The 23,345-nt window shown below is 36.8% G+C and carries 21 protein-coding genes, 2 tRNA genes and 1 pseudogene; 12 read left to right on the top strand and 12 right to left on the bottom strand.

Going from position 1 to position 23,345, the window contains the following annotated elements; genetic code table 11:
- Window positions 1–8 precede the first annotated feature (8 nt).
- Window positions 9–81: transfer RNA gene (locus AAGD90_RS06940), tRNA-Val, on the bottom strand.
- Window positions 82–331: 250 nt separating this feature from the next.
- Between AAGD90_RS06940 and AAGD90_RS06935 the strand changes: the two genes are divergently transcribed.
- The 7 genes from AAGD90_RS06935 (at window position 332) to AAGD90_RS06905 (ending at window position 8,664) form a co-directional block, all read left to right on the top strand.
- A complete protein-coding gene (locus tag AAGD90_RS06935; protein WP_341821902.1) occupies window positions 332–1,378 on the top strand; it encodes a collagenase in 1,047 nt (348 codons plus the stop codon).
- A 60-nt stretch (window positions 1,379–1,438) separates the two neighbouring features.
- Window positions 1,439–2,298 (top strand): IS630 family transposase gene (locus AAGD90_RS06930; RefSeq protein WP_341821861.1). Its coding sequence is split into 2 segments (ribosomal slippage): window positions 1,439–1,763 and window positions 1,763–2,298, totalling 861 coding nucleotides; the frame shifts between segments, so codons are not numbered across the junction.
- A 90-nt stretch (window positions 2,299–2,388) separates the two neighbouring features.
- A protein-coding gene (locus tag AAGD90_RS06925; protein ID WP_341821642.1) for an IS5-like element ISWpi1 family transposase occupies window positions 2,389–3,221 on the top strand; the annotation gives its coding sequence in 2 pieces (ribosomal slippage) (window positions 2,389–2,758 and window positions 2,758–3,221; 834 coding nt in all).
- 86 nt (window positions 3,222–3,307) lie between these two features.
- Window positions 3,308–4,140, top strand: a protein-coding gene (locus tag AAGD90_RS06920) for an IS5-like element ISWpi1 family transposase (protein WP_341821638.1) whose coding sequence is annotated in 2 segments (ribosomal slippage) — window positions 3,308–3,677 and window positions 3,677–4,140 — 834 coding nt in all. Because the reading frame shifts where the segments join, the coding sequence is not laid out codon by codon here.
- Between the two features lie 168 nt (window positions 4,141–4,308).
- A complete protein-coding gene (gene terL, locus AAGD90_RS06915) occupies window positions 4,309–5,760 on the top strand; it encodes a phage terminase large subunit (protein ID WP_341821789.1) in 1,452 nt (483 codons plus the stop codon).
- 276 nt (window positions 5,761–6,036) lie between these two features.
- Complete coding sequence (gene topA / locus AAGD90_RS06910) at window positions 6,037–8,487, top strand: type I DNA topoisomerase (protein ID WP_341821901.1); 2,451 nt, start codon at window positions 6,037–6,039, stop codon at window positions 8,485–8,487.
- A 42-nt stretch (window positions 8,488–8,529) separates the two neighbouring features.
- Complete coding sequence (locus tag AAGD90_RS06905; RefSeq protein WP_255407365.1) at window positions 8,530–8,664, top strand: hypothetical protein; 135 nt, start codon at window positions 8,530–8,532, stop codon at window positions 8,662–8,664.
- Here the strand turns inward: AAGD90_RS06905 and AAGD90_RS06900 are convergent.
- A complete protein-coding gene (locus AAGD90_RS06900; RefSeq protein ID WP_341821900.1) occupies window positions 8,652–9,479 on the bottom strand; it encodes a rhodanese-related sulfurtransferase in 828 nt (275 codons plus the stop codon). The two genes, AAGD90_RS06905 and AAGD90_RS06900, sit on opposite strands and share 13 nt — an antisense overlap.
- Before the next feature lie 129 nt (window positions 9,480–9,608).
- On the opposite strand from AAGD90_RS06900, the gene AAGD90_RS06895 reads away from it, so the two are divergent.
- Entirely contained in the window at window positions 9,609–11,207 is a 1,599-nt protein-coding gene (locus AAGD90_RS06895) for an ABC transporter permease (RefSeq protein WP_341821899.1), read from the top strand.
- Window positions 11,208–11,217: 10 nt separating this feature from the next.
- On the opposite strand, the gene AAGD90_RS06890 is transcribed toward AAGD90_RS06895, so the two are convergent.
- The 7 genes and pseudogenes from AAGD90_RS06890 to AAGD90_RS06860 form a co-directional block, all read right to left on the bottom strand.
- On the bottom strand, window positions 11,218–11,976 hold the full coding sequence (locus AAGD90_RS06890; protein ID WP_341821898.1) for an Rpn family recombination-promoting nuclease/putative transposase: 759 nt from the start codon (window positions 11,974–11,976) through the stop codon (window positions 11,218–11,220).
- A complete protein-coding gene (gene ltrA / locus AAGD90_RS06885; protein WP_341821897.1) occupies window positions 11,973–13,520 on the bottom strand; it encodes a group II intron reverse transcriptase/maturase in 1,548 nt (515 codons plus the stop codon). Before ltrA ends, AAGD90_RS06890 begins: the two co-directional genes overlap by 4 nt.
- Before the next feature lie 633 nt (window positions 13,521–14,153).
- Window positions 14,154–14,399: pseudogene (locus AAGD90_RS06880) on the bottom strand (PD-(D/E)XK nuclease family transposase); the annotation flags it as partial.
- A gap of 277 nt (window positions 14,400–14,676) precedes the next feature.
- The gene (gene dxr, locus AAGD90_RS06875; RefSeq protein WP_341821896.1) at window positions 14,677–15,840 is read right to left on the bottom strand and encodes a 1-deoxy-D-xylulose-5-phosphate reductoisomerase; all 1,164 of its coding nucleotides are present in this window, start codon (window positions 15,838–15,840) and stop codon (window positions 14,677–14,679) included.
- An 82-nt stretch (window positions 15,841–15,922) separates the two neighbouring features.
- Window positions 15,923–16,420 carry a hypothetical protein gene (locus AAGD90_RS06870; protein WP_182367341.1) on the bottom strand — a complete coding sequence of 166 codons (498 nt, stop codon included), beginning with the start codon at window positions 16,418–16,420 and terminating at the stop codon, window positions 15,923–15,925.
- A gap of 320 nt (window positions 16,421–16,740) precedes the next feature.
- Complete coding sequence (locus AAGD90_RS06865) at window positions 16,741–17,442, bottom strand: ABC transporter ATP-binding protein (RefSeq protein ID WP_006279859.1); 702 nt, start codon at window positions 17,440–17,442, stop codon at window positions 16,741–16,743.
- Window positions 17,435–18,217 (bottom strand): MlaE family ABC transporter permease, encoded by a 783-nt coding sequence (locus tag AAGD90_RS06860; RefSeq protein ID WP_015589313.1) that lies wholly within the window; start codon window positions 18,215–18,217, stop codon window positions 17,435–17,437. The genes AAGD90_RS06865 and AAGD90_RS06860 overlap by 8 nt, the downstream gene beginning before the upstream one ends.
- A gap of 553 nt (window positions 18,218–18,770) precedes the next feature.
- Here AAGD90_RS06860 and rpmF point away from each other — a divergent pair.
- The 3 genes from rpmF to AAGD90_RS06845 are packed head-to-tail and all read left to right on the top strand — an operon-like array spanning window position 18,771 to window position 20,950.
- On the top strand, window positions 18,771–18,953 hold the full coding sequence (rpmF, locus tag AAGD90_RS06855) for a 50S ribosomal protein L32 (RefSeq protein ID WP_082860917.1): 183 nt from the start codon (window positions 18,771–18,773) through the stop codon (window positions 18,951–18,953).
- 10 nt (window positions 18,954–18,963) lie between these two features.
- Window positions 18,964–20,001 carry a phosphate acyltransferase PlsX gene (gene plsX, locus AAGD90_RS06850; RefSeq protein ID WP_341822199.1) on the top strand — a complete coding sequence of 346 codons (1,038 nt, stop codon included), beginning with the start codon at window positions 18,964–18,966 and terminating at the stop codon, window positions 19,999–20,001.
- Window positions 19,994–20,950 (top strand): beta-ketoacyl-ACP synthase III, encoded by a 957-nt coding sequence (locus tag AAGD90_RS06845; RefSeq protein WP_341821895.1) that lies wholly within the window; start codon window positions 19,994–19,996, stop codon window positions 20,948–20,950. The genes plsX and AAGD90_RS06845 overlap by 8 nt, the downstream gene beginning before the upstream one ends.
- On the opposite strand, the gene AAGD90_RS06840 is transcribed toward AAGD90_RS06845, so the two are convergent.
- Window positions 20,918–21,094 (bottom strand): hypothetical protein, encoded by a 177-nt coding sequence (locus AAGD90_RS06840; RefSeq protein WP_341821894.1) that lies wholly within the window; start codon window positions 21,092–21,094, stop codon window positions 20,918–20,920. The genes AAGD90_RS06845 and AAGD90_RS06840 overlap by 33 nt on opposite strands.
- Before the next feature lie 520 nt (window positions 21,095–21,614).
- On the opposite strand from AAGD90_RS06840, the gene AAGD90_RS06835 reads away from it, so the two are divergent.
- The gene (locus AAGD90_RS06835; protein WP_179945717.1) at window positions 21,615–21,791 is read left to right on the top strand and encodes a hypothetical protein; all 177 of its coding nucleotides are present in this window, start codon (window positions 21,615–21,617) and stop codon (window positions 21,789–21,791) included.
- A 251-nt stretch (window positions 21,792–22,042) separates the two neighbouring features.
- On the opposite strand, the gene AAGD90_RS06830 is transcribed toward AAGD90_RS06835, so the two are convergent.
- Window positions 22,043–23,059: an NAD(P)/FAD-dependent oxidoreductase gene (locus tag AAGD90_RS06830; protein ID WP_341821893.1), complete on the bottom strand. Its 1,017-nt coding sequence runs from the start codon at window positions 23,057–23,059 to the stop codon at window positions 22,043–22,045.
- Window positions 23,060–23,227: 168 nt separating this feature from the next.
- Window positions 23,228–23,315: transfer RNA gene (locus AAGD90_RS06825), tRNA-Ser, on the bottom strand.
- Window positions 23,316–23,345 lie beyond the last annotated feature (30 nt).

Below are 23,345 nucleotides of genomic sequence, written 5' to 3'. Positions count from 1 at the left end.
CAAAAACGTGGGTAACACTGGGTTCGAACCAGCGACCGCTTGCACGTCAAGCAAGTGCTCTACCAACTGAGCTAATTACCCATCGTGGTTTTAGTATAGTGCTTTGGTGGAATGAAAGTCAATAAACCACTTTGCTTTTGTCCTTGTCCAATGTGATTCCGGAATATAGCTGTATAGAATTTCAGCCATATTCTAAATTTTACATATTAAGTTAACTATCTATACTTTATTTATTAAGATATAAATTATATTAATACAGGGATTTACGTTTTTTTTAGGGAAATTACTTTATGCTTGATATTGAAAGATCAGCAAATTAGAGGTTAAAATTATGACAATTAGTCAACAAGTAAATAAAAATATAACTAAAGCAGAATATTTCAACAATAACGGCAAAGGGTTTAATTCGCCACATGTTATAGAAGTTGAAGATTTAAATATTAAAGTAGAGGTTTATTCTCACAATTTAAGAGCAAGTAAAGTTGCTAACATTGAAAGTGAGATAAGAGAAACAGCTACTAATTTTAAAAACGCATTCGAGTTAGAACGCGGCAGTTCAGAACAAACATTTAAAATTTACATGTTTGATGACAAGGATGATTACACTCACCTTGGCGGAAGCGAGCGTTTCGGTTCTTACCTTGGAGACGAAGGTGGTAAATGTTACTACAAAGGGAAAGCTGACGTTTTTGCTGAAATGTACGTCTACCAGCAAGGTGGCATTCATAACCTTCAGCATGAATTTGCACATGGTTTAACTTACTTGGCTACAGGAGGCAAATCTTTACCTACAGTATTAATGGAAGGAATTGCAGACTACTTTGAGCATCATTCAGATCATAAATTCAATTCTCAAGGATCAAGTATCGACAAAACTGAAGCTGCAAATTTGGATTTAGATAAAATTTTAAGTTTAGAATACTCAAAGGACAGTGAAGCAAATAGCTTGGTTTATAAAACAGGTCATGCGTTGATAATGTACTTACAGGAAAAAGATCCTAGTTTATTAAGAGACTACCTAGATGCTTTACGTCAAGGTAACTCAGATGAGTCAAAAAGTTTCTTGAAAGACATAAAAGGACACGATACTGACTTCAAAAGTTGGCTTGCTGAGAATGATACAGAAACTGCAATGGAACATCTCAACGCTTTGCAAGTTACAAAAGGAGATTTCATAGCAATTGGTCAAGAAATAGTGGGTGGAGAAATTAAAAACGTATCCTACTATAAAGCAAATATAGAAAAAATGGATGGAGAAAACGTTGGAAGTTTTTCTCCTGTAGAACACGTTGCATTTTATGATGTTGCTCGTGCTATAAATAGGGCAACAAATGATACACTTGATATATCAAAGGAATATCATTTCCTCAAGGTATAGCTCTTTCCACATAAGTCCGGATATGATAAGATTAAGGATAGATGGCGATAAGGAGGTTGGATGCCGGCAGCATATAGTTATGATTTAAGAAAAAAAGCAATGGAAGCACTAGACGAAGGGGAAAGCAGAGAAGCAGTGGCAGCAAGATTTAAAATTGGACGAACTACTTTGTGGGAGTGGCAGCAAAGAAAAAAAGAAACAGGCGACTTTCAGTCAAAAAAACTCAGTAATGGAGGTTACAATCAGAAAATTATCGACTGGAATAAGTTTATCGAATTTGCTAAAAAACACGGTAGAAAAACTCTGTCGGAAATGGCTAAACTTTGGGGCAACGTTAGTATCCAAACGATCCACCGAGCTCTCAGAAAAATTGGATTTACGCGCAAAAAAAGACATATGGATACAAGGAAAGGAACGAAGAAAAACGTGCTGAATTCTTAAAAATTATAGCAACAAAAGAACCAGAAAACTTAGTGTATATAGATGAGTCTGGGATTGATAACACGGAGGACTATCCATATGGGTATTGCCAGAAAGGACAGCGATTTTATGCCCTAAAATCTGGAAAAAAAACTCAACGAATCAGCATGGTTGCAGCCTTAAGTAGAAGAAAGATAGTTGCTCCATTAACATTTGAAGGCCACTGTAATATGGATATTTTTAATGGATGGTTTGAGCAATTTTTGGCACCGATCTTAGAACCTGGACAAACTGTCATTCTTGATAATGCTACTTTTCATAAGTCTGATAAGCTTATCAAGCTCGCTAAAGGAGTCGGTGCAGAAATTTTGTATCTGCCGCCTTATTCTCCAGATTTTAACAAAATTGAGCATCATTGGTTTGCTATAAAAAACAGAGCCAGGAAAAACATTCCTCTATTCGAATCCTTTCGTCGTGCTGTTGATTCTGCCTTCCTATGACCTATTCGGACTATTATGAGAAATGCTATAAGAGGTTGTCCGGAAACAAGTAAAAGGCTATAATATCTGAAATTTTAGTACGGGGTAAAGATGAGAAAAAAGTATCCAACAGATCTAAGCGAAAGGGAATGGGCAAGAATAGAAAAACACTTCAGAGTATCATACAAGAAAGGAGGAAGGCCGCAAAAGTATAGCAAAAAAGAAATATTAGAAGCAATTTTCTGTGTATTGCGTACAGGGTGTCAATGGCGGTATTTACCAAATGATTTTCCGCTATGGAAGACTGTGTATGAGCAGTTCAGGCAATGGAAGAAGCAGGGAATTTTTGAGAAAATGAATTATGAAATTACAAAATATAGTAGAAGAAAAATAGGAAGGAATGAGCAGCCGAGTGCCTGTATAGTAGATAGTCAATCTGTAAAGACTACAGAAAAGGGGGGATCAAAGGCTATGATGGAAGTAAAAAAGTAAAGGGTAGAAAAAGGCATATAATTACAGACACTCAGGGTTTTATACTAGGTTGTTACGTAGGCGCTGCTAACGAAAATGATAGAGATGGTATTAAAATAGCATTAAACAATATGAGAACAAAATATACTAAAGTTAAAAAAATGTGGGCTGACATGGGATACCAAGGAAGAAATTTAAAGAATCACATAAAGGAAGAATATGACATAGATATTGAAATTGTTAAAAGGCCTCCATGTAGATTTTGGGTGCACAAAGATACGCCACCTGAGCTACTACCAACAAGAGAACAAGGGTTTAAAGTACAGCCAAGAAGATGGGTTGTAGAAAGGACTTTTGCTTGGGTTAATAGGAATAGAAGGCTATCGAAGGAGTATGATTTACTCACAACATCCACTGAGAATTTCATATACCTAGCTATGAGTAGGGTTATGTTAAAGAGGGAATATGCTTGAATTTACTAGTTTCCGGACAACCTCTAAGAGGTTGTCCGGAAACAAGTAAAAGGCTATAATATCTGAAATTTTAGTACGGGGTAAAGATGAGAAAAAAGTATCCAACAGATCTAAGCGAAAGGGAATGGGCAAGAATAGAAAAACACTTCAGAGTATCATACAAGAAAGGAGGAAGGCCGCAAAAGTATAGCAAAAAAGAAATATTAGAAGCAATTTTCTATGTATTGCGTACAGGGTGTCAATGGCGGTATTTACCAAATGATTTTCCGCTATGGAAGACTGTGTATGAGCAGTTCAGGCAATGGAAGAAGCAGGGAATTTTTGAGAAAATGAATTATGAAATTACAAAATATAGTAGAAGAAAAATAGGAAGGAATGAGCAGCCGAGTGCCTGTATAGTAGATAGTCAATCTGTAAAGACTACAGAAAAGGGGGGATCAAAGGCTATGATGGAAGTAAAAAAGTAAAGGGTAGAAAAAGGCATATAATTACAGACACTCAGGGTTTTATACTAGGTTGTTACGTAGGCGCTGCTAACGAAAATGATAGAGATGGTATTAAAATAGCATTAAACAATATGAGAACAAAATATACTAAAGTTAAAAAAATGTGGGCTGACATGGGATACCAAGGAAGAAATTTAAAGAATCACATAAAGGAAGAATATGACATAGATATTGAAATTGTTAAAAGGCCTCCATGTAGATTTTGGGTGCACAAAGATACGCCACCTGAGCTACTACCAACAAGAGAACAAGGGTTTAAAGTACAGCCAAGAAGATGGGTTGTAGAAAGGACTTTTGCTTGGGTTAATAGGAATAGAAGGCTATCGAGGGAGTATGATTTACTCACAACATCCACTGAGAATTTCATATACCTAGCTATGAGTAGGGTTATGTTAAAGAGGGAATATGCTTGAATTTACTAGTTTCCCGACAACCTCTAATTCGTCATCCCGCTACGTGTTAGCGGGATCTATGTTAAGAGATACCGCGAATGAATCGCGGTATGACGGTTAAGTAGGGTGTCATTCCAGTGCTCCTTTTTTTGTCATCCCAGCGTCACGCGTTGGTTTCAACATTATATCATGAACTTTCTAAAATTCATTGAACTGTGCTTTCAAACGGTAGTGCCGGGGTGTGAGTATAACGATTATCAGTATATAAAAGTCATAGCAGACAGGCTGGAAGCAGCGAGCGCTGGTGAAGTGAAACGAATAATATTCAATATGCCTCCGCGCTCGATGAAGTCCATGTGCATAAGCGTTGCGTGGCCCGCATGGATACTGGGAAACCAACCAACTGCGAGAATAATAGTTGCAAGTTATTCTCAGCAGCTCAGCGAAAAGCACTCGCTCGACACCAGGTGCGTGATGCAGTCTAGTTGGTATAGAGCGCTATTTCCAGAGATAGAACTATCCAAAGACCAGAATACCAAATATAAATTTCAAACAGTGCAGAGAGGATACAGAATCGCAACATCAGTTGGTGGAACACTAACTGGTGAAGGTGGTGATTTTATCATTGTGGACGATCCGCTCAGTTCTGCTCAAGCTTTGAGTGAAACGCTTAGAAAGCGTGCCACAAACTGGTTTGATCAGACTTTAGTAACCAGGCTGAACGATAGAAAAAAAGGAGTCATCGTTCTTGTAATGCACAGGCTACACCAGGAGGACTTAACTGGACACCTTCTCTCCAAGCCAAAAAACATATGGCATCATATTTGTTTGCCAATGATTTCTGAAAATAAGCAGGTTATTTATTCAATCAAAAAGCCAATGCCTCCCGTTCCTATCATCCGAGTAGCTCAGCACTGTGCGACCAGGCGATTATATAATAAACCAGCGTCACCTGTAAGGATATTATATTCAAGAGAAGAAGGTCAGTTGCTATATCCCCTCGATGGAGGAAAAGAAGAAGTTGAGACGATAAAAGTTGAACTTGGGAGTTATGCTTTTGCTGCGCAATATCAACAAAACCCTCTGCCGCTTTCAAGTGGTATAGTCAAACGAGAGTGGCTAAAGCGCTATAAAAATGTTCCTGATAATCTCTCGCATGTAACACAAAGTTGGGATACTGCGGTTTCAACAAGCGACATGAGCAACTTTAGTGTCTGCACCACCTGGGCAAAAATAGATAATAAATTCTATTTACTTGATGTATATCGCGCAAAGCTTGAGTATCCAAAGCTTAAAGAACAGGTTTTGTCACTAGCTGCAAGATGGACGCCACACGCAATTTTAATCGAAGCAAAAACAAGTGGTCAACAATTGGTGCAAGAGCTAAAGACAAACAGTGATTTACCGATTATTGAAATAGTGCCACATGATGACAAGCTCACTCGATTTCATCAAATTGTTCCGATTATAGAGTCTGGCAAGGTTTTTCTGCCACATCAAGCAGTATGGCTGAACGATTTTGAGTATGAGATTTTAATGTTTCCTGAAACTCGACATGATGATCAAGTAGATAGTACCGTGCAATATCTCCAGTGGGTGAGAAACAGTACCTCCAGGGTTGCAGCTATACGAGCATTGTGATTTGAGAGCAATTTCCACAAGGGAGGATGTCATCCCAGCGCTCCTTTTTTTGTCATGCAAGTAGCTGACACTGGAATCTAGCTTCTCGTTGCTGCTGCGATCATATACTATTGTAATGAGCCTTCAAAGTCACTTAAAAATAGCAACGTCCAAGGGTTTTCTGAAAAGGTCCCACAACCCGGTTCGTAAAATTCACAAGAACCATTAAAATATTTTTTTACTTTTCATTGTATATTTCTCAACATATTATCTTTAAGTACTAAAATAATTAACAATATGGCATTATTAATAGTTGAATCACCTGCGAAAGCAAAGACAATAGGTAAATATTTGAGTAAAGAGTTCAAAGTAGCTGCATCCTTTGGACATGTGAGAGATCTTCCAGCAAAAAACGGTTCTGTCGATCCGGATAATGATTTTGCTATAAAGTATGAAACCATTGAAAAAGCAGAAAAGTATATAAAAGAGTTAGTAAAAGCCGCAAGCAAAACATCAGATATATATCTTGCAACAGACCCAGACAGAGAAGGGGAAGCAATGGCTTGGCATGTGATAGAGACATTAAAAGAAAAGAAAGCAATCAGTAATGAAAACAACATTTATAGAGTAGTCTTTAATGAGATAACAAAAAGAGCAGTACAAGAAGCAATAAAAAATCCACGTGAAATTAATATGGATTTAGTGCGTGCACAACAAGCACGTAGAGCTTTGGATTATCTAGTTGGATTTAGTTTGTCACCACTGCTGTGGACAAAATTGTCGGGAAGCAAGTCTGCAGGGCGAGTGCAGTCTGTTGCATTAAAGATTATATGCGAACGAGAAGATGAAATTAGTAAATTTATAACACAGGAGTATTGGAGCATAAAAGCAGAAATGCAAAATAGCAAAGATGAGGCTTTTTTTGCTATGCTAAGCCACTATGACAATAAAAAGCTAGAAAAATTTGATATTAAGAATGAAGAAGAAGCAAAGAACTTAGTCAGGGAGATTGAATCAAGGCAATATGCTGTAAGCACAGTAGAACGCAAGCAAGTTAAGAGAAACCCGCTTCCTCCGTTTATTACTTCAAGTCTTCAGCAAGATGCAGTGAATAAACTGTATTTTAATGTGAAAAGTGTTATGCGCATAGCGCAAAATTTATATGAAGGTATCGATATTGGTGGTGAAACTGTAGGGTTGATAACTTACATGCGTACAGATGGGTTTCATATTGCAGATGAGGCTATAAACTCAATTAGAGGGTCAATTAAGTCATTATATGGTGATAAATATTTACCGCAGTCTCCTCGTAAATATGTAAAAAAGGTCAAAAATGCTCAAGAAGCACATGAAGCAATTCGTCCAACTGATATCAATAGAACGCCGGGTAGTATTAAGGATTACTTAACGCCAGAGCAATTTAAATTGTATGATTTAATCTGGAAAAGGACCATTGCAAGTCAAATGGAGTCGGCGATTCTTGATCAAGTGGTAGTCGAAATTAGTTCTACTGACCAGAAAGTAATTCTGCGAGCAAGTGGATCAAGTATATTCTTTGATGGTTTTTATAGAGTCTACCAAGATAACATAGAAGCCGAAAATGAAGGCCTGCTACCTGCCATGAAGGAAGGGGAAGCGTGTAAGCTGATTTCAGTTGAGCCAAAACAACATTTCACTCAACCGCCACCTCGTTATAGTGAAGCAAGTATCGTAAAAAAAATGGAAGAAATCGGTATAGGTCGACCATCAACTTATGCAACAATTATTTCGGTATTACAAGATCGTGAGTACGTTTCATTGGATAGCAAAAGGTTTATTCCAAGCAGCCGCGGTAAAATCGTTACTATATTTTTAGAAACTTTTTTTCAGCGTTGTGTAGAGTATGATTTCACAGCACAAATGGAAGAGAAGCTTGATTTAATTTCAAATGGACATGCAGATTGGAAAAAAGAATTAGGCCACTTTTGGGTGCCATTTTTTGGTCATGTAAACTCTGTCAAGCAAATGACGCATGATGAAGTTTTCAGCGGCATTCACGATTTGGTAATCGATTGGTTTTGTTCAGAAGAAGGAAAAAAAGAGGTGAATACAAAATGCCCTGCTTGCTCTGATGGCATATTGAAATTGAACTTTGGAAAAGCCGGGGTGTTCCTTGGATGTTCTAACTATCCTGAATGCAACCATACAAAAGAAATTACGGGCAGTAACGACAATTCAGAATATCCAAAAAGTTTAGGTATAGATGATATAACAAACCAAGAAGTGATGATCAAAAAGGGTCCTTTTGGACTTTATCTGGAGTTTAATAACGAGTTAAAAAAGAAAAAAACGGTTTCCATACCAAAAGATATAAATGTTAATGAGATTGATCTGAGCACCGCTACTCAGTTACTTTCCTTGCCAAAAGTAATCGGAGAACACCCTGAAACCGGAAAGGAAGTAAAAATAGGCCTTGGACGATTTGGGTACTATATTTTCTATGATGGTAAATACTTTTCTCTTAAGAAAAGCTCCAAAGAGGTGCTGAATACAGAATTGAGCGAAGCTGTACAAATTATTGCAAACAGTCCACGCAAAGAGTTAAAATCTCTCGGGGTTAATGAAAAGGGAAAAGAAGTTTTTATCTGCAACGGTAGGTACGGATTCTATATAAAATGCGGTAAAACAAACGTTGCTTTGGGCAAGAGTGCAGATATTGAGAGTATAGATCTGGAGAAGGCTTTAGAGTTGATTAAGGGTAAGAAGTAGACTTCTTGCATAACCATATGCTCTTTATTGTCATTCCAGCGTGTGACGCTGGAATCTAGAAAAAAAGAACCTGGATGCCAGTGTCTGGGCACTGGCATGACACCCTTTCTGGTAGAGGTTGCTCTCAAATCACAACGTGCATACAACTGCAGCAGTATGATGTTTTATTTATTATAGCTATAACACTGAAGTTTACAATCAGAACAAACCACTTGGCCACGTGGAACTGATTTCAGTTTATCAGTTGAAACTTGATTTGAGCAGAGTATGCATTTTATTGTGTTGCTTGGAGTAAGTGAGTTATCAACAGCAATTCTATCATCAAAAACAAAACACTCACCCTCCCAATTATCATTTTTATTATGAGTTTTTTCGAGGTAAGAAAGAATGCCGCCTTTCAGGTGGTACACATCGTTAAATCCAAGATTTTTCATGTAAGCTGTTGATTTTTCGCATCTAATCCCACCAGTGCAGTACATAGCCACTTTCAGGTCTTTACTCTCTGAGAAAGACTTTGCCCACTCAGGAAAATCGCGAAAACATTGTGTGTGTGGATTAATTGCATTTTTAAACTTGCCTAATTTCACTTCATACTCATTTCGTGCATCTATTACTAAAACGTCAGGTTGAGAAGTAAAATCATCCCAATGCTCTGGATCAACATATTTACCCTTAAGGGAAATATCAAGATTGCTTACACCAAGATTCACAATCTCTCTTTTTAATTTTACCTTCATCTTGCTAAATGGTTGATATTCTGCTGCACTCTCTTTCCATGTAAGGTCCCTTAGCCTATAATCAGAACGTAGAAAATCGAATATTTTATCAATTGCGTTTCTTTCACCAGATATTGTTGCATTAACACCCTCTTCTGCAAGGAGTATAGTGCCCTTTAACTCAACGTTGTTGCATGTAGCTTTTATTTCGTCTTTCATGTCATAATAATTAGAAAGTTCTACAAAATGATAGAAAGTTGCAATGACGAAGCTCATGATTATTCACTTATCAACTAAAAACATGATATACAAAATTATAAAGATATTCAATAGTACGGCTGTTAATTACTGGATATCTTCAGTTTTTACATATAACATTTTAATATAAAATATAGATTCAAATTAATGTTTTTAAGAGTATTTAAAAATATATTCTTATTTCTAGTAAGTATATTATTCGTCTGTCCAATATTATCATTAATATCAATTCTATTTACAGATACAGCAAATTCCGGATGGGTAATCAGCACACTTTTCCCTGAATATATACTGAGTACGTTAATTTTGATGGTAGGAGTAGGGGGAATATCTTTCATATTTGGAGTAATTCCAGCTTGGCTCACCACATTTTTTTCATTTCCTGGAAGTAAAATTTTTGAGATTGCTTTGTTCTTTCCGATATCGATTCCTGGATATATAGTAGCGTTCGTCTATGTAAATACGCTAGAGTTTTCAGGTCCGGTGCAGAGCTTATTAAGAGACATTTTAGATTGGAGCAAAGGTGACTATTGGTTTCCTGAAATAAAATCCCTAGGTGGTGGAATATTAGTAATGGGATTCAGCCTATATCCATACGTTTATATGTTAGTCCGCTCAAGTCTAAAGAATGTTAGTAACTCAGTCACTATTGCGTCAACACTTGGGTTCTCCTCATTGAAGAGCCTGTTTTCTGTCATCATACCCTCCATACGCCCATCAATTATAGCTGGGTTGTCTTTGGTACTAATGGAAGTAATTACAGATTTCGGCACACCACAGTTTCTTGCTATCGATACTTTCACAACAGGAATATATCGCACCTGGTTTTTACTGCATGACAAATATTCAACTACTGTTTTAGCAGTTGCAGAATTGATTTTCGTTGTAACACTAATAGCTATCGAAAAAAAACTACAAAAAAAAGGAATATCTTACTCTTCAATCAACACTAATGCAGATTATCACAACAAACGGGGTGTAAGTGGTGCTATACCGTTAATTTGCACTTATATTATGTGTGCATTACCAATATTGATAGGTTTTGCTTTGCCAGTGATCCCACTTATATATTGGAGCATAGAGAAGGGGTTGTTCATATACGAAGCAAGATTCTATAACATAATAGCAAATAGCATTAGTTTATCAGTTATTACCGCACTAATCTCAATTAGCATTGCAATAATGATTGGATATACGGCGCGTAAAAATAAGGTAATCAATAATGTAGCACGTCTCATTTCTTTAGGCTACGCAATTCCAAATGCAATTATCGCAATTAGCATAATAATATTTTTAAGCAGAATATCCTCTTTCATTACTCAATATATTGTGGAAATTAGCTTGGTAGGAACTATTGGCGCATTAGTTTACTCATATTTATTTCGTTTTTTTGCTATATCTTTCAAGGCGGTAGAGTCAGGGCTCAAAAAAACACCAAATGAAATTGAGTGGACTGCATATACTATGGGTCATGGACCTATTTCCACATGTTTGAATGTTCATATCCCTCTCATCAAGAAGAGTATATTATCGGGATTTTTGCTCGTATTTATGGATACTATCAAAGAGCTCACAGCAACACTTATTATAAGACCATTTAATTTTGAAACTATATCAACTAGAATATATGAACTTGTAAGCGATGAGCGCTATAGAGAAGCTGCCCCATTTTCGTTAATAATAGTTATAATAGGCTTAATCTCTACAATAACCTTATTTACACTTGATGATAAGGATAAAAAATAAACGTAACCGTTCACAGATTTCCACTTAATTCTTCAATCTCACTAATAGAAAGGCCAGTAAACTTGACAATAGTGTTGACATCAACATTATTAGCCAGCATTGCTTTTGCGACTTCAATTTTCCCTTCCTCTTTACCAATTTTTTTGCCTTTTTCAGTAGCAAGATCAAGTCTGTATTCAAGAATGGCTTCTTCTTTCCGTAGATCCATTATCCTTTCTTCGTAAGCTACTAAATCTTTTTCGTTCCAACGAAACTTGTCTAATTCATCATATGCTAGCTTTATTATTGGCGCTTTTTCTGCTATCTCTTTTAAGTCCTCTTCTGTTGTTTCTTCTGCGTATTTAAAAAAGAAACACCACCTTTCTACTATACTTTCTAACTGCTCTACTTTATTTTTTGCGAATTTAGGCAACTCAATAAAGACAAACTGAAAATCTTTTAAGTAATGGCCGTTAGTTTTTATATCACGTATATTGTGAGTAGAAATATAATCAACTTCTTCAGGAAGTAAGTTACAATTTGATATAGCAATAAAGAAGACTTTCTTTAAATCAATGTAGTTGCCAGATTTATCTAATTGTCTTGAGTAGGCTTTAGCGGCATATAATTGAGCGCGTTTTTCGAAGCCCTTGTCTCTAGCGAGCTGGTCAGGTAAGGAAGCAGTATTACTACTACCCCCTCCCTTAGAAACGCAGCATGCAGGTTTCCCAACACTACGCTTGAGCCCCTTATCTAAGTTCTTCTTTTCTAGAACCGGCTTGTCCTTCATGATTCCTCAGGAAACATCATTCTTAATGGTGACACCAACAGTAGAGAACCTTCTCTTGAGAAAGAGCTTGCTAACATTCTTGTTCGTTTCACTCTCTCATCAAAATACTTTTTCCATTTTAAGTCAAGGGGATTTGCATCCGCTCTGATTTTAACATGTCGTCTGATAGGTATATCAATCAGCTTAAGCAGTCTTAAATACCGTATCTCTTTTGGTTTGTTCTTGCATAGGGGTGCAGCAAAAACCCATTGGCGTTGACCCATTACTTTGAAGTAACGATTCTTTATCCAACGTAATCCTTTACGAGGATGTCTTTTCTTTGCCCATTTCCATAAACTATGCCAAATTTCATTGTCGATCTTTCTAAACGCTTTTTTAGCACACACATGGTGATAGTAATTTCCCCATCCTCTCAGTAGAGAGCTGAGTGACTTAATTACTATAGCCTGAGTGTTCGCTATATTTGCTTTTATCAATGTACGTGCTTTATTAAGAAGTCTTTTAATACTTTCTTTCGAAGGTTTAATAATTAACTTCTTATTATATCTACGTACATTACAACCAAGAAAGTCAAACCCTGTTGTGATAGATGTAATCTTTGTCTTCTCTTCTGACAGAATTAAACCTCGCTCATGAAGAAAAGATGATACTAAAGGCTTAACTTCCTTTTCCAGTACTTCATGTGTGAAACCTGAAATAATAAAGTCGTCTGCGTATCTGATTACATTCACTCCACTTCTGATTTTGTTTCTTTTTCTACTGCCGAGTTTACCAAATCGACTTTCCAATAACTTTTCAAGTCCGTTTAAGGCTAAATTGGCTAGTATTGGAGAAATTATACCACCTTGCGGGGTACCTGCAGTTGTGGGATACAGAGTTTTTGATTCTAGGAAGCCAGCTTTTAACCAACTATGCAGAATTTTTTTCTCCATAGGAATATGCTTCATAAGCCATTCATGATTAATGTTGTCAAAGCATCCTTTGATATCACCTTCAAGTATCCATTGTAGTTGATTACGACTTGCCAGTAACAAATGACAAGCTACTGTAGCATCTGCACAGGATCTTTTAGGTCTAAAGCCATAGGAGTGACGATCACTGATCGTTTCAGCTATCGGTTCCAGAGCAAACAGATATAATGCTTGCATGGCTCTATCTTTTATCGTGGGTATTCCAAGAGGTCTTCTTTTGCCATTAGATTTACTGATATAAATCCGTTTTAGCGGAGAAGGTTTATATCCTCTTTGCTTTAACTGCTTTATTCCTTGAAATTTAGCATTGCAAGTTGACCATAGTTGACGATCTACACCCGCTGTGTTTTTTCCTTGGTTTTCAGTTACTCTCTTAACAGCCAAAGCTTTTCCGCTAAAAGAGCGTGTGAGAAGATGTTGTAAAGTTTTTACCTTACCCCATCTTCCTTCTTGGACAGCCTTAACAATACGTCTTTGTAGCCTCACAATAACTTTCTGGCATTTCTTCCATGGCAACTGCTTCCATGCTTCAAAGCTTTTGGTAGATGCACTTACAGGTTTACTTGTAATCATCTGCTTTCCTACCTTAAGTGGTTAACAAAGTTTCTTGTCACGAGGGACCAAACGGAAGTCTGCTCGTTTTCACGCGAATTAATGTTACAAATTCTATCCATTTCGTTACAAAATGGCATTCGCTTTCTCCATTCTCCTTTACCTGCACTTCCATCAGCATTCCTTGCGGTTTGCTTGCCATGTAGGCGAAAATACAGGCTTACCCTGTTTCTCCAGTCATACAATAGTGGGTTAGGTGGCTTCTCTATACCGGTGGAGTTATTATTTGCGTACATCTAGAAATGAAAAATGTAACTTATCCACATTACCTTTTGGTCAGAGCTTATCAGCATCTTTAGCTCTTTCATCGTATCGGTACTTATAAAGCTTCACTTACGTTCACCATACCACTAGCCTAGCCCTCCAACCACATGATGCTTGCAGTTTATGCCCCTCTCACGATTGAGCATCTTCTTTTTCAAGAGGAGGTTCATTGTCCGCATCGCTTGGCACCAACCGGTTGCCCGATTCGCACTGATGCGTAGACTCAGACGGCAAAACATCTGGTTTAATAAGTTTTAGAATCCTTTCAGTTTCTTTCTGAATGAATTCCTCTCCTTTTAAACAATATGACCGAAGACTTTCAGGTCGCACCATTTCAATCACATACCTAGCCCCACTAGAGTCCCTGCAAAGAACATCAACTATACTTTGCTTATCAGAGGCAATTTCAGGATCCATTATAGTACTGAGGAATTCCACTTCTTGTATAGTATTTATCTCGGTAAACCCTAAAATATCATTCAAAAAATGTATGAGAATATTCTTATTTTTTTCAGTGCCAAATATTTTTTTGAAGGTTAAATCCAGCTTAGGGTCGAGAAACTTAGATAAAGCCATAGCCAAAGTGCTTAAAAATATTAATAATTATACACTATTATTAACAATTATTCAACCATATTTTTGAAGATAGCTATACCGCCGCGGTATCTCAGCCGCTAACAAGAGATCCCGCTAACAAGCAGCGGGATGACGAGCTTATCGTCATGCCGCCGCGAACCGTCATACCGCGATTCATTCGCGGTATCTCGGCATAGATTCCGCTAACTAGTAGCGGAATGACGATTGTGTATCGTGTTTTGCTAAAAATCACAGAATGCAGTCTGGTTACATTACTCTAGCTATACGCAACAACTTTACTTTCAACAATTTTGTGAGCAATAATACGACTTTCATAATCAATATTTATTATATCAGATAGTGAATTAATATCAGTATAACTACCAAAACTTTCCATTGTTGATTCCACTACCTCTACTATTTTTAAAAAGCCGATTCGTGACTTCAAAAATTCATTAACAGCTATTTCATTTGCAGCATTGAGCACAATACTGTTTGTTTGTGGAGCAGAAGAGTTTAACACTGCCATGCTAAGCTTTAGAGCAGGAAAACGCTTATGGTCTGGTTCTTGAAAGGTCAATTTTCCTTGCTTTGTTAAATCTAATTTACGATTTAAAGCTGATCTTTCCGGCCAAGATAGAGCATATGAAATAGGAATTGCCATGTCAGTTTCTGCAAGCACAGCAAAGTTGAACCCATCCTTATAAGTTACAATTCCATGTACTATTGACTCAGGATGCACTATTGCTTCAATTTTATCCGGGCTGATATTAAACAAGTTATGTGCTTCTATTATCTCTAGTGCCTTATTCATCATTGTTGCGCTATCAACCGAGGTTTTCTTTCCCATATTCCAAGTGGGGTGACTAAGCGCCTTATCTACCATAACATTTCTTAATTGCTCAAGGCTATAATTTAAGAATGGTCCACCAGAAGCAGTAAGTATGATCTTTTCTACGCATTTGTCGTCATTTTGCAAAATTTGAAAAATTGCATTGTGCTCAGAGTCAATAGGGATTATTTGTACATTTTTTTCTTTAGCTTTTTTGAGTAATAACTTTCCACCGCAAACAATGCTTTCTTTGTTTGCCAATGCAATGACTTTGGTACCGCTTTCTATAACTTCCATAACTGGCCCAAGGCCTGCAATGCCAACTATTGCAACAACTGAGAGATCAACAGGTATGGTAGCAATATTTGTAGCACCAATTGCTATTTTTACATCTGTACCAAGTAAACTTTCTTTCAAATCTTTGTAAAGCCTTTCATCGGAGATAGCAACATATTTTGCATTTAGCAGTTTTGCTTGGTGTGCCAGTAGAGCAAAGTTCGAATGGGCACTTAGTGCTTCCACTTGGTATTCTTCTTTTCTCTTTGAGAGCAAATCTACAGTCTTTTTTCCAACACTTCCTGTTGACCCTAAAACTGAAACCTTTTTCACTAAGACAAACTCATGTTAATTATAACAACAGCAACTTTTCTTATTAGGCCTTCTCGCATACTATTCAGCAGTTTTTAAGCGTTTAACCAAGTTCATGCCCGTGGTCATCACCAACAGATGGTGAAGGACCAGGTGAAAAAGATTGACCATGGTGATCACCTGCATCATGCATGTCTTGCAAACCATCAGCATTATGAGCCATTTCATTATTGGCATGAGGGTAATCATCTGAGTGAGGTCCCTCATCACCATGAGCCATATCCATTCCTTCTGATGGCATATCTTCCCCACCTCCACCTGAAAAATATTCTGCAAGGCCTTCAAGAAATTTTATGCCAAACATATTACCTGATTTTCCAAACAGCGTTACTAGACTACTACCACTCACCAAACCTTCAAACACGTTACTATAAGCAGCAATTGCTCCTTCATGAAAGTTGAACAACCATTTCATTCCATCCACGACTGTTGAAACAGAGTCACTATGACCAAGACCAAAACCACTTTTCTCACCAGCAGCCTCTTGGTGTTGCTGCTGCGCTTGCCATTCTGCAATATTTGGACCTTGAGCTTCACTCATAAATTTTTACTCTCAACCTTAAGCTATTATTTTATCACAAATATTGCAAAATATCAATAGAGCTTTTGAATATAGCTAATACAAACAATTTCTGTCATCCTATATATAGCTAAACTGACTTACGACAATTTGAAAAACGACAAATTCGTCATTCCGCTACTAGTTAGCGGAATCTATGCCGAGATACCGCGAATGAATCGCGGTATGACGTGTTAGCTATAGGATCCAGTTTGAAAAAAATCTGAATTCCAATGTCCACTACCTTTTACAAAGTTAAAACTTAAAAATATGACTGTTAGCAATAGTGTATATATCTTTAGCTATATATAATGAATGAATTTTTTTATATATTCGTTATTAGTATTTTGTATTTCCTGAACAGTTCCATGGGAAATGATCTCCCCTTCATATAATACTGCTATTTTATCAGCTATTTTAAATGCGCTATGAATATCATGTGTAATCGTGATAATTGTAGGGTTAAGATCTCTAGATAATTTTATTATTATCTCGTTTACTATATCTGACATAATTGGGTCCAATCCTGAAGTTGGTTCATCCAAAATAATGATTTCTGGATTGTGTGCAATCGCCCTTGCAAGTGCCACTCTTTTTTTCATTCCACCTGATAGCTCTATTGGAAACATATCTGCTATGCTTTCCTCCAGTCCAACATCATTTAACTTCTCGATTGCTAGCTGTTTTGCCTCTTTTTTGCTGATATTAAAGCGCTTTTTATAATTAAAAGATATATTTTCCCACACTGTAACGTAGTCAAATAAAGCGGAATTTTGAAATAAAACCCCAAATTTATTTTTGCTTTTACTATTTATTTTAACAGACCCTGAGTCTGGAGCAAGCAAGCCGATAATTGTTTTTGTTAATACAGATTTGCCGCTTCCTGAGCCACCAAGTATGACTAATGATTCCCCTTTTAATATATCAAAATTTAGATCCTTTAGTACTGTCCTATCATCAAAAGATAAGCTTAAGTTCAATATTGATATTATGGGGTTACGCATGTATCAAAGTAATCATGTAGTTTGCTAAAATGATCAGTATGGACGATAAAACAACAGTTGATGTTGTAGCAACACCTACTCCTCGTGCACCTTCTTTGCAATGGTAACCGTAATAGCAGCTTGAGACAGAAATTATGGCGCCAAATACAGTTGCTTTTATTAGCCCAGTTATAAAATCATACGTATTAAAGAACTGAGCTGTGTGTTTAATGTATATATTTAAATTGTGGTTAAATTCGAAGACTGCAGTGATACATCCTCCAAATATTCCTATTAAATCTGCACATACTGTAAGTATGGGAAATACTATGATTGACGCTAAAATCCTTGGTGCAATTAAATATTTAAAAGGGTTGATGTTCAAGGTTGTAAGTGCATCTATTTGCTCGGTGATGCGCATTGTACCAATTTCTGCTGCAACTGATGATCCAACCTTTCCTACCATTATTAAGCTGATCAAAACTGGTCCTAACTCTTTAATGATAGTGATCGTAACAAGTTTGGGTATTATCTGTTCTTGGTTAATTAATGGGTCACTCAAGCTACTTTGTAAAACTATTGCCGCTCCTATAAAAACTCCAGTGAGCCCAACAATTGGCAGAGAGAAAAAGCCTATCTCTATAATTTGTCTTGCTATGTTGCTAAAATAATATGGTGGCACAAGGCAGTGGTATAGAGATTGAATAAAAAATATGAATGCACTACCAAGCCTTAACAAAAAATTGATAAAGTACCTACCAATTATTCTAACACTATTTATATCAAAAAAGCTCACTTTGTATTCATTTTAGCTAGAGTTACTGATTTTATTAAAATTTTTATTAACTTTATCGCAAAGTATAGCTGAGATATGTTTTAAGTTCAATATACTTGATGTTTTAATTTAAAGCTTAACCCAAGAAAGGTTTCCCTACGTCATACCGCCACGGTATCCACAACTGTACGAACGTTGTAGTTTGGGCCACCAGTGGGCCAGTGCCCAGACACTGGTTCTATGCAACTTAATTAAAAACGTTTGTTTTAGCGTAAGACAACTACCTTTAGCTCATCAGCTCAGTTATAAGCAAAATTTCTGGATTCCAGACTGGAATGACATCATCTGTTGTGCAATTTACCTTCAAAAATGAATGTTCGTACAGCTATGCGCGGTATAGATTCCGCTAACGAGTAGCGGAATGACGGTTTTTCAAATTGTAGGTAAACCTAAGCCACTTTAGCTATAGAACTCAATTACATAAGCAAACCTTACTTATTTTACTATCCCTGTTTACTTCCTGTAAAAAACATGTTACTAATGTATTGTATTTTGTAGTAGAATGGAGGAAGTTTTGGCAGTTCCAAAAAGAAAAAAGTCAAAGTCAAGGCGTAATATGCATCGTTCTCATCATGCTATTCAGCCTAAGAATGTTGTGGTGTGTTCAACAACTGGGGAATTCATGTTGCCTCATAACGTAGCAGTTGATGGCAGTTACAAAGGAAAACGGGTTTTCATTAAGCAACAGGCAGAATGACTATTATGATATGTTATCTACGGTCAATAATAATATAGTTATTGCACTTGACGCTATGGGGGGCGATTTTGCGCCTCTTTCCGTAATTCAGGGTGCTGGTTTTTTTTTAGACAACCTTGTTGACCCAGGCATTAAAGTTTTTTTTCATATTTATGGAGATAAGGAAGAAGTATCTCCTTTGCTTTCAAAATACAAAAAAGTAAGTAACAATTCTGAGTTTACTCATTGTTCTGACAATGTCCTTGCAAATGATAAGCCATCTTTTGCACTGAGACATCGTAAAGACTCAAGTATGAAAGCTGCAATTGTTGCAGTGAAAGAAGGTAAAGCTTTCGGAGTGGTATCTTCAGGCAACACCGGAGCATTGATGGCAATTTCCAGATTTATTTTAGGAACATTACCAAATATTTATCGTCCTGCTATTGCCTCTATCTGTCCAACTAAGACAAAAAGCTTTGCTTTGCTTGACCTTGGTGCAAATGTTGATTGTAATGCCGACTCATTATTTCAATTTGCGTTAATGGGTAGTATATTTGCAAAAATAGCATTAAAAATTGACAATCCTGAAGTTGCTTTGCTAAATATCGGCACAGAAGAAGTTAAAGGTAATGACTCAGTGCGCGGCGCTTTTGAGTTGCTTAAAAACGCTCCAGGCATTAATTTCAAAGGGTATATAGAGGCAAGTGAATTTTTAGAGGGTAATATAGATGTGATTGTTGCTGATGGTTTTGTTGGCAATGTAATGCTCAAAACGGCTGAGGCAACCGCTAGTACCTTTATCAATCTAATAAAGCAGGAAGTATTCAACTCGTGGATAGCGAAAATGCTTGTTGGTATATTGTTAAAATCCAAACTAAATAAAGCATTAACGCGTTTTAATCCCCAAATGAGAAGTGGAGCTATGTTTTTAGGGCTGAATGGTATCATCATTAAAAGTCATGGAAATTCTGATGCTATTTCTTTTGCCCATGCCATAAAATTTGCAGTAAATGCAATTAGTGAAAATTTAAATCAAAAGATAATTAACGGGGTAAGTCATATTGAATAAAAGTTTCATATTAAGCACTGGATCTTACCTACCAAGAAAAATGTTGAGTAACAACGAAATTGCATCGATAGTTGAGACGAGCGATGAATGGATAAGGCAGAGAACAGGAATAGTTCAAAGGCATATAGCAGATGAAGGAGAGTTAACATCAGACTTAGCTGTAAATGCAGCAAGAAATGCTATAGAAAAAGCTAAAATTTCAGTAGATGAAATTGATTTAATCATAGTTGCCACAACAACGCCTGATAAAACTTTTCCTAGCTGTGCAACGATTGTACAAAGTAAGTTAAAATGTAAAAACGCATTTGCTTTTGATGTACAAGCAGCATGCTCTGGTTTTATATATGCAGTTACAGTTGCTGATTCGCTCATAAAATCTAACAATAGAATTAAATATGCGCTCGTTATTGGTGCTGAAATAATGTCTAGGATTGTTGACTGGGAAGATAGGTCAACTTGTGTACTCTTTGGTGATGGTGCTGGTGCAGTGATAATAAAATCAGAAATGGGTAGCAGCGGCATCATATCAACAAACTTATACTCTGACGGCAATGTGGACATACTATGTACGAACGGAGGGATATCCTCAACTGGTGATTCTGGAAAAATATACATGAATGGAAGAGAAGTGTTTAAACATGCAGTGGATAAGTTAATAGCCTTAATAGAGGAAACTCTGAAATGCAATAATTTGAAAATTACTGATATTGACTGGCTAATTCCCCATCAAGCAAACATTCGTATTATTGAAGCAGTAGTAAAGAAGTTAGATTTCCCTATAGAGAAAGTGATTAATACCGTTGATCAACATGCAAATACTTCAGCGGCATCAATCCCACTAGCACTTGATTATGCAATACAAAAATCAAAAATAAAATTAGGAAACCTGGCACTGCTGATTTCAATAGGTGCAGGCCTAACCTGGGGTTCTGTGTTGCTGCGTTATTAGACTTCCTGCATTACCTCCTGTCACCCAAGTACCCTCTCTTGTCATTCCAGTACCTCTTTCTCCTGTCATCCCAGTGCCCCCTTTTGTCATCCCAGTAGCCCCTTCGGTGTCATTCCAGTCTGGAATCCAGTTCTTATTGTACATTCACCTGGTGTAAAGTTAAGTTTCCTGGATCCCAGTGGGCTTTGTTGCATCGCTAGCTATGATGGATTAAAGATAAAAAAGGTGGAGAATATCAGTAGCTTATTATTCTGGTATTTATAACAAGAACGGTCAGTGAATACCTAAATTTGAGTAAAAGAAATTTCACTACCACTCACTAATCTGGCTAAAATTCAAGAATTTCAATGCTTTAGCTATTTTCAATAGAATTAAATTTATTAATATAAATAACAAATTACTATTCTTAAATTTGATCAGATTGATTGCAAAAAAACAAGATTTTCAATAAGTTGCTTATAATCCTAATTATAGTTAGCCTTTCATAAGTAGCGATGCAACAAAGCCATCCCAGTGTCAGCTACTCGGATGACAAAAAAAGGAGCACTGGAATGACAGCAGTCCTACGTCATACCGCGATTCATTCGCGGTATCTCTAGATCCCGCTAACAAGCAGCGGGATGACGGTTGTCGTTTAGCCACAAATATTTAAGAAATTTACCAAATGAAAAAAAAGGCAAAAGAAGCCCTGGGGTTATTATCCGCTTTAAAATATTGGCGTTTTTTATGTTTTAAACGCTTGACAAGCGAGATTAAGCTGCTTTTAATTGCAACTAACTTACGCTGCAAACGTTTAAGAAATTTACTAAGCAGAAAAAAAGACAAAGAATCCCCGAGTTAGCTAGTCTTTTACTATCTCTGTCGAGTATTGGCATTTTTTGATGTCTTGTAACGCTTTGTAAGCGCGTTCAGCTTATTTAGATAAAAATCTAGATGTAGATGAAGTTTTGTAAAGACATACAGTATCTATATACTGCAAAAAATTGAACATAAGACGCCGATACATTAAGTAATCCTTACCTTTTAATCTGCAGATTGGCGAAAGCAAATACAATAGCTTCAGTTTCATGATAAGGGAGCTGGCGAGGTTTGTCAAGGAAGTTTTTCTTTCCCGTGAATTCCCTTTGAAGTTGAATATTGAAAATTGACTGGAGAGTTGTGGATTACTTTGTATATGTCATAACAAGCCATGGCGCTCTCAGCAAAACCATTTAGTATTAATTTTAGTTTGCCTGAATAAATAGCTATATCTCCGATTGCATATATCCTATCTCTACTGGTTTTAAGTGTAGCTGGGTCGACAACTATGCGGCTATGTTCTAACTGTATACCCCAATTGTTTATTGGACCAAGATTCATTGACAATCCAAAAAATGGCAGCAAAAAATCAGCGGATATTTCTTTTTCTTCCTTAGAGGCAATGTTTTTTACTATCACTGCGCTCAACTGCCCATTACTTCCTGCTAGTTCGTGTAATTGATATGGCACTACCAGTTCTATTTTTCCATCAATTTCAAGTGATTCTAATTTATTTCTAGTTTCAGGAGTGCAGCGAAATTCCTTTCTCCTATGTATCACATAAATTTTCTTTGCAACTTTAGAAAGTTCTACAGTCCAATCAGCCGCAGAATCACCCCCACCTGCAATGACTATAGTTTTATCCTGAAAATCAGAAATTTTATTTACACTGTAAAATACAGATTTATTTTCATATTCTAATATACCACTTAAGGGTGGACGGTTAGGTTCAAACATTCCATTACCTGCAGCAATGATAACAGCTTTGCATTTTACCTCTGTACCTATGTTCATTATGATAGTAAAGTTTTCACCTTCGTTATTTGAAATCTTTTCTACTTTTTGACTTAAATGGTAAATAGGCTTAAATGGCGAAGCTTGCTCCATTAGCTGCTCAATTAATTTTTGGGCAGTAATTACAGGATAACCAGGTATATCGTATATTGGCTTTTCTGGGTAAAGAGCTGTGCATTGTCCTCCTGCTTGATCCAAAACATCTATTATATGACATCTCATATCAAGCATTCCCGCTTGAAAAGCAGTGAATATTCCAACAGGTCCTGCACCTATTATTACTATATCGGTTTTCATATTCAGATGGTGATCTATTTATAGATATTAGCTTTCTTTGCTAACAAGGTCAATTTACAAAGGGATGTATTTTTAAAAGATGTGGCTAGATTAGACAAGATTTCCAGCGTTATGAACCACATAGTCCAAATAAGCTCTAAAAATCAGCTAGCATAGCGAGATGCTGTGCGGACGGAATGGGATTCGAACCCATGGTACGCTCATCACGTACGTCAGTTTTCAAGACTGGTGCCTTAAACCGCTCGGCCATCCGTCCATTTCTTTTCTATCACAACATTTGATTTTA

It is taken from the genome of Wolbachia endosymbiont (group A) of Ischnus inquisitorius, assembly GCF_964026985.1.
GTDB lineage: Bacteria > Pseudomonadota > Alphaproteobacteria > Rickettsiales > Anaplasmataceae > Wolbachia > Wolbachia pipientis.
Note: the sequence above shows the minus strand (reverse complement) of the source record. Positions and strands in the feature narration are given on the sequence as shown.